Origin of the sequence: Cohnella sp. GbtcB17, from assembly GCF_019091135.1 — a bacterium.
GTDB lineage: Bacteria > Bacillota > Bacilli > Paenibacillales > Paenibacillaceae > Cohnella.
Map to the genome: position 1 here is coordinate 79,724 of NZ_JAGXJW010000022.1, position 13,318 is coordinate 93,041.

The window sequence follows — 13,318 nt, forward strand, 5'->3', positions numbered from 1 at the left end:
ATTTTAAAGGTCCAACTCGTATTCAACGGACGGCAGACAAGAAGCTATTCGAACGGCGAGCACTCGACGGCAGCAAGTTCGGCCCAACGTCGAGCGATCTCGGCAATGATACTTCGGCTTCCAATACCGAGCTTGCCTTGGACAGCGAAAGCCATCGAGATGCAGGCCTTGAGGGACAAGCCATTTTATGGCCGTATCGTCTATCGTTATTCGCTAGAGCCGCCGGTAGAGAAACGTTAAATAGAGAAACGTTAAATAGAGAAGCGTTAAACAGAGAAACGGAACCCGGGCTTGGCGTGTTGGTGCACAACGTCGCACGTCGGGCGTTCGTGCCGGGAGCGCCGTCGACCCGTTTGAGTCGCATGTACGGCTCCCGTTGGCAGCCAGTCGGGATCCAGGCGCCTTATTTACGATCGGACGAGCCGACGGCAAGAGCGGCGAAAATCTATGATGAAAACGAGCGGACACGAGGGTATCGCAAGGACTTGACGGATTTGTCGGAGCCTTCTGCGCGCACCGTTAACGAGCGTGCTGTCATGGACGAGAATGCCGGCAATCGAACGGCAAGAAGCCGCATTCAGGGCAGTATCAGCGCCCGCCGTCAACAGGCGCCTATGGCGTACGAGCTTCAAGCGTCGGAAGCGAGATCGCCAAGTGGCTCGCCGCAATCTCCCCGTGCTTTGCAGCGATTGCAGGCCGAAGCGGCCGATCGATCGGCAATCGCTGCGGTTACGAAGCTGCCGAGCGGCAGCCGCGTTCGGTTTAAGGCCATAGGCGTTCACAGCCTAGATACAGCGGTTTTAAATGAAAGCGGCCAAAAGGGCTTGGCCCCGGCCCTGGTGTTTAAACGCCACGCAAGACTTAGGCTTCCAGCCGAGGGCCGGGCGATAGACATCAGGCGCATGGATAGACAGGACCGTATTCAAGCTTCAAACCTGCCTCAGAAGGCTAAGAGTCGTACGCAAACAGGAAGGAAGGCTAGCGAAAACGAATCTCGCTCGCAGACGGAGCTTGGTTCTGCCGCTCGCGTTTCGCAATTAAAAGGAAGCGCGGGCTTGCAGGCCGATGCGCCGCGGCTCGTTTATAAGCTTGGTGCCGTTCGCAGCTTGTCATCCGAGCGGGAAGATGGATCGTCAACGGAGGCCGGTCGTTTCCGGGCGACTGGAACGCCGAGCGCAAAAGCTGGATCGCGCAGTCATGCCGCGAACGGGACGAGGCGCAGCGAAGGCGGTAACACACCATTCAAGGCGCTGATCCCGGATGTACGGCTCCCGTATCGCGGCAGCGCTATGCAATCCGGTGTCCGCCTTTCCAAGGTCGGTTTCGAACAACGCCAGCCTATGACGATCACGGCAAGCCGCGACGCCGCGAGGCACCATCGTTTGCGGACTTCGGGCGCTGCGAAGGTTACCGAAGCCGGTAAGGCAGACCGGAGCGCGGGGGAGCAGCAGTCACCTTCGATTCCACTGCTAAGGCTGAGCGATTCCAACCGCATCCTACCTAGCGTAAGGCCGGCGGTGTTGCATCGCAATGGACCAGCCGCATCGTTCGTAGACGTTTCTGCGGCAAGGCTCACGTTGCGAGATCGAAAGAGATCGTTCGACGTGCAACCTGTAGCCTCTGCGGCGCAAAGCTTGCCGCCTTCGCAAAACGTTGCTGTGCAATTGTCGGGCGAAGCTGTCAATCTATCGAGCGAAGTAGCTAGCCGTACATCCGTTAAAGGAACTGTGCATCCGCAAAGTCCAGGCGACGGCGAGGTCGGATTTGCACATGTTTCTGAGCGTGTCGCCCATGCTCGGCAAAGCGATAGTCTGCAAAAAGGCAGTGCAATGGAATCGGCGGCGGCGTTCTCGGCGGATTCGCGTCCGGCGTTTCGTGCGGCAAGGCCGCTGATCGCGCATGACATGACGAAGTCGCGCCAAGCGCGACAAGAGGAACCGGGACGGCAGAGAAGCGGGGCAGGCCGGTTGCAAGCCGCGACGATCGAACACCGAACGGGAAATTTTCTAGAAGCGTCCAGCTCGCAGGCCGCTCAGCGACTCGCGCGAAACAGGGATATGCCAAGCGTATCCACAGCAAGGACACCGCTTGCGATGCGTTCCCCGCTCACACAGCCGGATCGGGGCCGCTCGGTTCAGCGGAACGTCCAGTCGGCTCAGCGGATCGCTCAAGCGACGCCGAGTCGGCACTCAGCTTCGCAGGCGTCGTCTTCTGAGCTTGCGGCGCTTCGCCCTCTGACGTCGACCGGCACGTTGACGGCGGACGGTTCGCGATCCCCGATCGATGCGCGTCTGTCAGTCGCCGTACGTTCGCCACGCGTAGTTGCCCGTTCGCTCGCAACCGCGCGTTCGTCAGTCGCGTCCGGCGAACGCGCCGGCTCGTCAAGCGCCGCTGTCGCGCAGGCGACCCGCGCGGCATCACGGAACGCTGCGCCGTCGGATTCGGCATTGGCGCCGGCGGCCGCGCTTCAGCTGCGCGGCGAGCAGCGGGCAGGCGCCCAGAACGCGCAGCCCGGGCTGGCGCCGGCCGCAGAACTGCGGCTGCGCCGGTCACAGCAAGCCGGCGCCCCGGAGGCGCAGCCTTCGCATGCCGCCGAGCTGGAGCTGCGCCGCACGCCCAAGACAAGCGCTCCTGCGCAGCCGCCGCAGGCACAACCGGCCGCGCAGGAACCGCCGCGGCTCAGCACCGAGCAGCTTCAGCAGGCGGTGCGCGAGATGCCGGAGCTTGATCCCGAGCGGCTCGCAGACACGGTGTACACGGCGCTGATGCGCCGCATGAAGTTCGAACAGCGTCTTAGCGGATATTGACGGGGGAATACACGATGGCCTTGTCCAAAGCCAAAATCGTCATCATCAAGAGCAATTCGCAGGAGACGGTCGACGTGCTGTTCAATCCGGGCGAATATATGCTGCAGGCCGGCAACAGCTATTCGTGGCATGCCGTGCCCGGCCTGCAATCTCCGATCGCCCAGTTCGTTAGCGGCGAGGCGACGACGCTGACGATGGATCTATTTTTCGACACGTACGAAAAAGGGACCGACGTCCGCGCGCATACGGCGAAGATCAGCGGGCTGCTGCAGGTCGACAGCGACCTGCACGCGCCGCCGTTGTGCAGGTTCGTGTGGGGCTCGCTCAACTTCAAAGGCGTCGCGGAGAAGGTGTCGCAGCGGTTCACGATGTTTCTCGATACCGGCATACCGGTGCGCGCGACGCTGAACGTCACGCTGCGCGCGGTGCTTAGCATGACGGAGCAGTACCAGCAGGTGCCGCGCCAGTCGGCCGACCGCACGAAGCAAAAGACGCTGAAGCAGGACGAGCAGCTCTGGATGCTCGCCGCCGAGGAATACGAGGACCCGTCTAAGTGGCGGGCCATCGCAGAGGCCAACGGCATCGACAATCCGCGGCGCCTGCCCGCGGGGCGCAAGCTTATCATCCCGAGATTGGAGTGAGGACGGTTGACGGTCAAGTTCGATACGACGACGTACGATTTGTCGCAGCTTGAGAGCAAATACCGTTCGTTTTTCGCTCCGGCGTTCGAGATTCTCATCGACGGGCAGAACCTCGTGCGCATCGGCGCTGCCGTGCAAGGCTTGCGCGTGACGTCGCGCACCGGCATGTTTTCCGACCACTTCAGCTTCCGCATCTCCAACGCCTTCGATCCGGTCGCCCGGTCGCTCAAGTGGCTCGGCTCCCTGGTCGACGTCGGCAAGTCGATCACGATCAAGATGGGGTATACCGACCGCTTCGAGACGGTGTTCGAAGGACTCGTCACCGGCGTCGGCGTCGACTATCCGATGGGCGGTCTGCCGGTCGTGAGCGTCAAGGGTATGGACAAGTCGATGCTCATGATGCGAAGCAAGCAATCGAACCAGTGGAAGGACAAGAAGGCGAGCGACGTCGCCCGGCAGATCGCCTCGAAGTACGGGCTGACGCCAGACGTCGACGACACGATGACGCCGATTCCGCGCATCGAGCAGCACCGGGCTAGCGATTTTCACTTTTTGCACGCCCTCGCGTTCGAAAACGAGCGGGACTTCATGGTCGTCGGATCGAAGCTCTATTTTAAAAAGCGCAATCCGTCTGCCGCCGAGGTGCTCACGCTTACGTACGGGAAGAGCTTGCTGAGTTACTCCGCCGAGGTGGACATCTCGAACCAGGTGACGCAGGTCGTCGTGCGGGGGATCAATCCCGAGACGCACGAGCCGATCGAAGCGAAGTCGAAGGCGGTCGACATTATCGGCACGAACGGCCGCTCCGGCCCGAACATCATGGGCGCGCTGTCGTCCTACTTGATCGAGACGGAATTCATGGAGGACACGACCGTCGCGGCCGCGCAGAAGCTGGCTGACTCGATCATGCACGACAAGGCGATGGAGCTTGTGACCGGCTCGGGTACGTGCATCGGGCTCCCCGAGCTTCGCGCCGGCCGGTACATCAAGCTGCAGAACGTCGGCCGCCAGTTCAACCAGCCGATGCTGCTGAATAATGTCGTGCACGCCATCGATACGAGCGGTTACGTCACGAGCTTCAACGTGGAGGGGAACGCCATATGATGGGGCAAGACTACTCGGGCTCGCGGCCGAACGCGGGCAGCGTGAACGGCGTCATGGTCGCCACCGTCACGAACAACAATGATCCGGAGAAGCGCAATCGCGTCAAGCTCAAGTTCGCGGTGCGGGAAAACGACAACGAAACCGACTGGGTGCCGATCGCCTCGCTCATGGGCGGCGGAGATCGGGGGACGCTGTTCGTGCCGGAGGTGGGGGACGAGGTGCTCGTCGCTTTCGAAATGGGCAGCCTCAAGCTTCCCTATGTCATCGGCAGCCTGTGGACCAAAAACGCACTGCCGCCGGCCAAGCACGAAAAAAACGACATCCGCAAAATCCGGTCTCGCGGCGGACACGAAATGTTGTTTCAGGATACCGACGGAGACGGGAAAATCACGCTTAAGACCGCCAAAGGCTTTAAGGTCGACATTTCCGAAAAGGAAAACAAAGTCGAGGTAGCGACGAACGACGGCGTTCAATCGGTCGTGCTGACCGGAGGCGGGACGGGAACGGTCGTCGTCAAGTCGGCGGGCGCCAAGATCACGCTCGACAAGAGCGGGAAAATCACGATCGAGGCGCCGAACGCCGTCGAGATCAAAGGCACGCAGCTCAAGATCGAGGCTTCGGCCCAGCTTAGCCTGCAGGCGTCGGCGAGCATCGACATGAAAAGCGACGGCATCATCAACATCAAAGGCTCGCTCGTCAAGATCAATTAGCGCGGTCGCGCGGCAGGGGGAAAGAGATGTCCGCTTCGTTTCTGGGCAAAGGCTGGCGCTTCCCCGTCGGGGTCGACGCCACGACAGGCCGCATGCTGATGTCGGAAGGCGAGGACGATATCGCGGAGGCGATCCGCATCGTTCTCATGACGTCGCGCGGCGAACGCGTCATGCGTCCCGGCTTCGGCAGCGGGTTGTCCGGGTACGCTTTTTCGGGACTGGACGAGACGACGCTGCGCCTGCTCGAGAGCGACGCGCGCGAAGCGATCGTCGTCTGGGAGCCGCGCGTCAAGGACGTGGAGGTGCGCGCCGAGACGGACCCGTCCGAGCCCGGCCGCATCCGGTTGTCCGTGGACTATGTCGTCCGATCGACGAACAATCTGTTCAACCAGGTGTATCCGTTCTATCTCGACGAAGGCACCAAATAACGTGATCGCGCAGCGGGAGGACTTTAGGGCATGAAGCCAGATGCAACGGAGAGGACGGGCATGCGCCTGCCTCCCCCGATCGACGGCAGCGACGTTGCGGCGTTCGCGGAGCGCTTCAGGACGATGGCGCCTCATTACACGCCGGAATGGCGGTTCTCGCCGGACGATCCCGACGCGGGCACCGCTTTGTTTTTTCTGGCGGCGGAAATGCTGGAGGAAAACGTCAAGCGCTTGAATCGCGCGCCGGTGAACAACTTCATAGCCTTCCTCGAGCTGCTCGGCGTCAAGCTTCAGCCCGCTCGCGCGGCGCGCGCGACAGCCGTTTTTCGTCTCGCGGACGGCGCTTACGAACCGGTGTACGTTCCGCAAGGGACGCAGTTGACGGCCGAAGCGCCCGACGGCGGCGACGATATTTCATTCGAGACGGAGCATGCGCTGCTCGTGACGCCGGCGAGACTTGTCGAATGGGTTAACGTCCATCCGCAGCGCGACATCATCGTGCGCGTTTCCGGCGCCTACGAGGACGAGGCGGCGGCGGGCGCCGCGCCGGAGATCGCGGTGTTCGGCACGGAAGGGGACGACCTTCAGCGGCATGAGCTGTATATCAGGCACGACGGGCTGTTCGAGCTGAACCATCCGGCGCGTGTGACGCTTTCCTGGTTCAATTCGGCCAAGCGCTATGCCGAGCCCGAGCTGGCGCGCGGCATGGCCGACACGGATTGGCTCGAATGGTCCTGGTACGACGCGTCTGCGGGCGATTGGCGGCTGTTCGACCGGGTGACGAGCGTTCGCAACGAAGTAACGCTTTGGAAGACGTCCCAAGGCCGTGTCGGTACGGCAGTCGTCGGAGAGGCGGAAGGCCGCTGGATCCGCGCGCGGGTCAAGCCCGATCCGGACAAAATCGCCGTCTCGCCGGCGCTAGCCAAGCTGCCCGAGGTTGAACAACTGGCGCTTCGGGGCGAGCATGATCTGGCGTCGGATCCCGCCGGCATTCCGCCGGCGCTGCTTTATTCCGGCGACCTGGAGCTGGACGCTGCGGGCTTTTTCCCGTTCGGACAGCAGTTTTTCCAATACTCGCTGTTCCATCTGGCCTGTCCCGAAGCGTTCAGCAAACAGGGCAGCCGCCTGACGCTGCGGTTCGACGCCCGCTTCGACCCCTGGGAGCTGCGCATGGCGCCCGATCCGGAAGTTCGCTGGCGGATGGTCATGCGGACGGCCGACTTCGCGCGCAAGCCGCCGCAGCGCCTGTATGTCCGACGCGTGCTGTGGGAGTATTGGAACGGCGAGAGCTGGATGCGCCTGCCTGGCAGCGGCCGCTACGAGGAGCTGTTCGCGGACTTGCCCGAGGCGCAAGCCGGCAGCTTTGCGCTCGAGCTGGACTGCCCGTCCGATTGGGAACGGACGTACGTCAACGGCTCTTGGGACTGGTGGCTGCGGGTGCGTGTCGCTTCGATGGATACGGTCAATCAGCCGGTCGTAGAATACATGACCCCGCATCTGTCGCGGATGTCGCTGACTTACGCGTATTCCTCAGAAGTCCGGCTTGCGCCGGACAGCGCTTTTACGCTCAACAACGCGGAATGGACGGACAAGACCGCACAGCTGCGCCAAGGCGGAGCGCCGTTTCGGCCGTTCGTGCCGATCGATTGTCCTTCGCCGGCCATATATTTGGGCTTCGATCAAGCGCCGGTTAAAGGGCCGATCCGGCTATCGTTTCAGCTGGGCCGGCAGGTTCCCGCGAACGAGGGCGCGCCTTGGATCGAATGGGAGGCGCTCGTCCGCGACGGTTTGCGGCTCGCTTGGGTACCGCTCAAGGGAATGGACACGACGGACGGATTCACGGAGTCCGGCGCGTTTCAATTCGCGGGACCTCCGGGGATGGAGCCGGTGCGCTTGTTCGGCGTCGAACGGGTATGGCTGCGCGCGCTGAACCGCGACGGGAGGTTCGGAGCGAAAGGGGCGTCCGTGCCCACGCTGCTGCGCGTCGACCGCAACGCCGTCTCTGTCGTGCAGCGGCGGACGCTGCGGGACGAATACCCGGAGCAGACGAGCGACGGGTGGCAGCTATCCGCCGCACCGGTCGTCTCCCAGGAAGTATGGGTCGAAGAGACTGGCTTCGTGAACGAACAGACGCTGGCGGAAATGGACGAAGACCGCTACGAGGCGCATCGGGACAGCGAAGGACGCCAGACGCGCGTTTGGATTCGCTGGCAGGCGGTAGCGACGCTGGCCGGCTCGCTGCCGGACGATCGTCATTATACGATCGACGAAGCTTCCGGTCGGCTTCGTTTCGGCGACGGGAAAACCGGCATGGCACTTCCGCTCGCGGGCACCGACAAGGTGCGCGTGACGTACCGGGTCACCGAAGGCGCGAGGGGCAACGTGCCCGCGCGCGCGATCCGCGGGCTGCTGCAGCCGTTCGCCTTCGTCGACAGCGTCGGCAATCCGTCGGCGGCCGTCGGCGGCGGCGACGCGGAGACGCTCGCGCGCGCGATGGAACGCGGCCCGCAGCATGCCCGCCACCGCGGCAGAGCGGTATCCGCGTCCGACCTGGAATGGATCGTGCGGGAAGCGGACCCGTCGATCGCGCAGGTCCGCTGTCTTCCGGGAAGGGATGCCCGGCTGCGGCGCGCGCCCGGCAAGGTCGTCGTCGTGGCGCTGCCGCTCGGCGGCCGCGAAGGCGTCGCCTTTTTCCCCGAGGTCAAAAAGAAAATCGAGGCTTCGCTGCGGGACAAGGCCTCCAATCTGCTGCTGCAAGGCGGAAGGCTGGCGATCATGCCCCCGGCGCTGGTCGAAATATCCGTCAAAGCCGTCGTGCGGACGAGCACGGCGGACGACATCGTACCGACCGAAGCGGCCTGCCTGAAGGCGCTGGACAGGTATCTCGATACGCGCGGCGGACAGATCGACGGGCGCGGCTGGCAGATCGGGGAGACGGTGCACGCCTCCGCGCTATACGGATTGCTTCAGTCGGTAAGAACGGTGCTCGAGGTCGAACTGCTTCATATGACCGTCATCGTCATCGAGCACGGCGAAGCGCGCGAAGTGCCGGAAGCGGCGCTCCGCGACCTGCCGCACGGCATCGTCGTGTCCGGCAGCCATCAGGTGACGGTCCGGCTCGGTTGAACGGCGAACGCGCGGGACGAATCCGGTACGCAACACCATACGCTTAAAAAGGAGGCAAGGCGCCGATGCTGCCCAAGCTGCCGCTTGACGATCGCACATACGAGAGCATTCTGCAGGAAGCACGCCAAGGGATACAGCGGCGCCTGCCGGAGTGGACCGACGAAAACGCGCACGACCCCGGCATGACGATGCTGGAGCTGTTCGCTTGGATCAGCGAAATGCAGCAGTTTTATTTGAGCCGGGTGCCCGATCGCAACCGCCGCAAGTTTCTCGAGCTGCTCGGCGAATCGCCGCGGCAGGCGATGCCGGCGGCGGCGCTCGCTTCGTTCGACGGCATACGGGAGACGGTACGGCTGCCGCGGGGCACGAAGCTGCTCGCCGAGGACCAAACATTTGAGACCGCGGCGCCTACGACGCTTCGGCCGCTCGCCGTCGACCGCATCGTCACGCGCACCGAACGGGAGGCCAGCGACCGCACGGCGTCCAATACGCAGGGAGATGTCGCCTTCTACGCGTTCGGCGCGGATGCGAGGGCAGGCAGCAGGCTGTACGTATCGTTCGACCGGGAGCCGCCGGTCGGAGAGCCGATCGAGCTGACGATCTTGCTCGCGGAGGAGGGGGCGCACGGCGGCCCGGAAGCCTGGCGCGCGATGCCGTTCGACGCTTCGGAAGCGGAGGGGTACGCGCCTCCTGCCATCGTGCCTTCCGCGCGCGTCGCCTGGAAGGGCTATGCGTTCGACGAGCAGACCGGCGGTTCGGGATGGCTGCCGCTGGAGACGATGAGCGACGAGACGCTGCATTTAAGCTTCAGCGGTCGCGTCACGATCCGGCTGACCGCGCCGCTCCGGCCGGTTCTCGTCCATCCCGCGAACGACCGGCCGCGCTGGTGGATCTGCTGCGCGCTCGAAGAGGAAGGCTATGAAGAGCCGCCTCGCATCGACCGGATATTGCTACATACGGCGCTTGTCGTTCAGCGCGATACGCTCAGCGAGACGATCGATTGCGACGTGCCGGAAGAGGGCGCAGTCGAGCTCTCCGCGGAAACCTACTTATCGCGGTACGGCCTGCTGCGCGTACAGGTGCGCGAGCCGGACGGCAGATGGCGGGAATGGCAAGAGGTGCCGGACACCGGCGAGGCAGGACAGACAGACCGCGTCTATTCGGTTCGCATGCCTGACGAAGGCGGCGCGGTCGTCGCCTTCGGCGACGGGGAGCGCGGGCTGCGTCCGCCGGGCGGACCGGGATCGGTCAGGCGCATCCATGCGGACAAGACGTTTGCGGACAAACGCTTCATCGGACGAAGCAACGGCTTGCCGATGCAGCGCTTTACCGTCTACGATCTCGCTTGCCGCAGACGGGAGCACTTCTTGCTGCAGGTCGGCATTCCAGGCGAGCGTGCCGGCGAGTGGCTGTGGGAGGATTGGCTGCCTGTCGAGAACTTCGACCGTTCGGGACCGCTCGATCGCCACTACATATTCGATCCGGACACTTGCGAGGTGCGGTTCGGCAACGACGAGCGGGGCGCGATTCCGGCAGCCTGCGACGAGCCGAATCTGTGTCTGGTCGTCTGTGTGCTCGGCGGCGGAGAGCGGGGCAACATCAAGCCGAATCTTCTGACAGGCTGGGTGTCGGAGGAGCAGCGGGCGTACGGCGTGGCCGTGACGAATGCGGGATACGGCTACGGCGGCGCCGAAAGCGAGAGCGTAAGCGACTGCATCGCGCGCCTGCAGCAGCGATGGCATGAACCGTATCGCGCTGTGACTGACGAGGATTACGCCGCGCTGGCGAAGTCGACGCCCGGCCTTCGCGTCGCAAGAGTCCATGTGATCGCCGGCTATGCCCCGGGACGCTCCGATCCGGTGCCGCACGCGGTAACGGTCGTCGCGATGCCCTTCAGCCGACAGCCGACGCCGAAGCCGAGCCGCGGATTTTTGCAGACCGTCGCCCGCCATTTGGACGAACGCCGGCTGATCGGGACCGAGGTTCACGTGATCGCCCCCGAATATATTAAGGTGACCGTTCACGCGGTCATCGTCGTCGAACCCCAGTTCGCCCACGAGACGAAGCGGATCTCCGCCGTTTTGAACGAGCTGCTCAGTCCTTCGGGAGGATTGAAGTCCGCGTCGGGCTGGCCTTTTGGAAGGCCGGTCTACCGCGGCGACGTCTTCGCCGCGATCAGCCGGATCGGCGGGGTCGCGTACGTGCAGGATCTGTGGCTGGACGGCGAAGGCCGGTATGCGGCCAAAAGCCAGGCGGGAGACGTGCTGCTGCCGCCGAACGGTCTCGTTTATTCGGGCGAACACCGGATAGAGCTGCTGAGCCGGACTCAATTGTAACGGCCCGATAGGAACCGGAAAGGAGGCGAGCGGATGGACGATGAAGCGTTATATTTTTCGATCAATAGTCCCCCGCACTGGAATCGCCGCGGCCAGGCGGAAAACCTGGACGTCGGCGAAGCGGTGCGGCTGCGCAGCGATGCTCGATACGGCGTGCTCGATATAGCGTCCTTCGGGGAGCTCGAGGGCGTCGGCGCGGTACGCGCTTTCGCCGTCGGCTTGTTCGGTCGTCTGATTCTGCTCGACGACGCCGGCGACCTATGGACCTACGACAGGCATAGCCGGCATCACGAGCGGTTGTTCGTATCCAGGCACGGCTTGTTTTCCGTCTCCGCGATGCTCGCGGCGACCGGGGACACGCTGATCGTCGCGGATCCGGACGGCGAGCGGACGTTGGCCGCGTACGACGTGAACAGCGGGCAGACGCGTTGGAGCCGCGCGGGAGAATGGATGGAAGGCGTCTACTGCCGGCCGCTGGCCCTTTATGCCGACGGCCGCGGCATCTTTGTGCTCACCTTCGCCGAGCAGCCTGCGGAGGAAGAGGGAGAGACGCCGTTGTCCGGCAATGCGCCCTTGCGCATTTTAAAGCTCGGGCTGTCGGGCGGGCTGATCGCCGCGATCGAGCACGACCGCTTTGCGCTGAAGCTGCCTGCGGATGGCGGCCGGCACGGTCAGCCCTTTTTGACCGTATCGCCGCTCGGCGACATGTACGTCTACGATAGCTTGGGCCGTACGCTTTTTGCATTCTCGGCGGCCGGCGAGCTGCTGACCCGCATGATGCTGCCTCCGCTTTCGTTCGCGGGCCTTGCCGTCGACTCGAACCGGCAGATTTACGTAGGCGACTCGCGCAGCATGGCGTCCGAAGGCGAGGACGACCGGTTTATTTTACAGTTCGAGGAGTCGGGCGAACTGATCGGCAAGGTGGGCGGCTTTCGCGGAAAAGCGGATGCGATTCTCATCGACGGCAAGGACCGGATGTACATCTTGAACGGCGAGCAGCAGACGCTTGCGGTGCTCGACCTGCAGCCGCAGACGCTGGCGATGCCTGGCGGAGGCGCGCTCGAAGGCTTTTGGCTCTCGTCGGCGTTCGACAGCGCGGACCGCGAGACGGTTTGGCACAAGTTTACGATGGAGGCCGACATTCCGGACGGGACTCAGCTTCGCGTCCGTTATTTCGCGGACGACACGGGGGTCAGGACGATCGAGGGCGGCGTGTGGCGGATCGACGATTGGATCGCGCGAACCGACCTCGGGGCGTCGGACAAGCTTCGGGGCTTGCGCGAATTTTGGTCGGAGCCGGTCGTCAATCCGGGCGACGCTTTGTTTTTCGGGGCCAAAGGAAGGTACTTGTGGATGCTGGTCGAATGGATCGGCAGCGAACGCAGTACCCCGGCGCTCAGTCGGCTGCGCGTCTATTTTCCAAGGCAGACGCTGCTCTCGTATTTGCCCGCGGTCTACCAGCAGGAATCCGGAGGAAGGGGCTTCCTCGAGCGGTATCTGGCCTTGTTCGGCACGTTGTTCGACGAGATGGAGGAGCGCATCGACGGCATGGCCAGACAGTTCGACCGGGAGACGGTCGGCGGGGGACAGCTGCGATGGCTGGCTTCCTGGCTCGGTCTCGACACCAACGAATATTGGAGCGACGACGCGATCCGGCGGCTCATCCGCGCCGCGCCCGAAATGTACCGGTATCGGGGGACGCGCCGCGGCATCGAGCGCGCGATCGAGACGCTGACCGGCAGGAAGCCGATTATCGTCGAGCCTGCGCAATACAAGGCGCTGCGCGAACGCGGGGATTGGCGCGAGGTCGTCGATCGGCTGTACGGCAACGATCCATTCACCTTCTCTGTGCTGCTGCATCCGGACCAGGCGCGCAGCGACATGGAGAAGGTGCTGCTCAGGCAGCTGGTCGACGATATCAAGCCGGCCCATACGGAGGCGAAGCTCGAGTGGCTGCAGCCGTGGTTATATCTGGACCTGCATACGTATCTGGGCGTCAATACGGTGCTGGCGGAGCCGTCCATCTTCACGCTGGGCAGCGACCGCGCGATGCCGAACGATACGTTGATCGTGGATGCGAACATGAATCGCCGGCTCGATGCGCATATGCGTCTTGGCATGGATTCGGAGATGGAATGACAACGGCGGAGCCGCCGCGCGGTCCGA

General features: G+C 63.7%; 8 protein-coding genes. All 8 read left to right on the plus strand.

Going from position 1 to position 13,318, the window contains the following annotated elements; all coding sequences use genetic code 11:
* The first annotated feature begins 2,093 nt into the window (after positions 1 to 2,093).
* The 8 genes from KVT38_RS14170 to KVT38_RS14205 all read left to right on the plus strand — a co-directional run bounded on the left by KVT38_RS14170 (position 2,094) and on the right by KVT38_RS14205 (position 13,291).
* Complete coding sequence (locus tag KVT38_RS14170) at positions 2,094 to 2,807, plus strand: hypothetical protein (protein WP_217594377.1); 714 nt, start codon at positions 2,094 to 2,096, stop codon at positions 2,805 to 2,807.
* 14 nt (positions 2,808 to 2,821) lie between these two features.
* A complete protein-coding gene (locus KVT38_RS14175; RefSeq protein ID WP_217594378.1) occupies positions 2,822 to 3,448 on the plus strand; it encodes a CIS tube protein in 627 nt (208 codons plus the stop codon).
* Between the two features lie 6 nt (positions 3,449 to 3,454).
* Positions 3,455 to 4,552 (plus strand): phage late control D family protein, encoded by a 1,098-nt coding sequence (locus KVT38_RS14180; RefSeq protein WP_217594379.1) that lies wholly within the window; start codon positions 3,455 to 3,457, stop codon positions 4,550 to 4,552.
* Complete coding sequence (locus KVT38_RS14185; protein WP_217594380.1) at positions 4,549 to 5,262, plus strand: phage baseplate assembly protein V; 714 nt, start codon at positions 4,549 to 4,551, stop codon at positions 5,260 to 5,262. The genes KVT38_RS14180 and KVT38_RS14185 overlap by 4 nt, the downstream gene beginning before the upstream one ends.
* 26 nt (positions 5,263 to 5,288) lie before the next feature.
* A complete protein-coding gene (locus KVT38_RS14190; protein WP_217594381.1) occupies positions 5,289 to 5,690 on the plus strand; it encodes a GPW/gp25 family protein in 402 nt (133 codons plus the stop codon).
* A 30-nt stretch (positions 5,691 to 5,720) separates the two neighbouring features.
* Entirely contained in the window at positions 5,721 to 8,816 is a 3,096-nt protein-coding gene (locus tag KVT38_RS14195; RefSeq protein WP_217594382.1) for a baseplate J/gp47 family protein, read from the plus strand.
* Between the two features lie 65 nt (positions 8,817 to 8,881).
* Positions 8,882 to 11,152, plus strand: coding sequence for a putative baseplate assembly protein (locus tag KVT38_RS14200; RefSeq protein ID WP_217594383.1), 2,271 nt, complete (start codon positions 8,882 to 8,884; stop codon positions 11,150 to 11,152).
* Between the two features lie 33 nt (positions 11,153 to 11,185).
* Positions 11,186 to 13,291, plus strand: a complete 2,106-nt coding sequence (locus KVT38_RS14205; RefSeq protein ID WP_217594384.1) for a phage tail protein — start codon at positions 11,186 to 11,188, stop codon at positions 13,289 to 13,291.
* Positions 13,292 to 13,318: the final 27 nt, after the last annotated feature.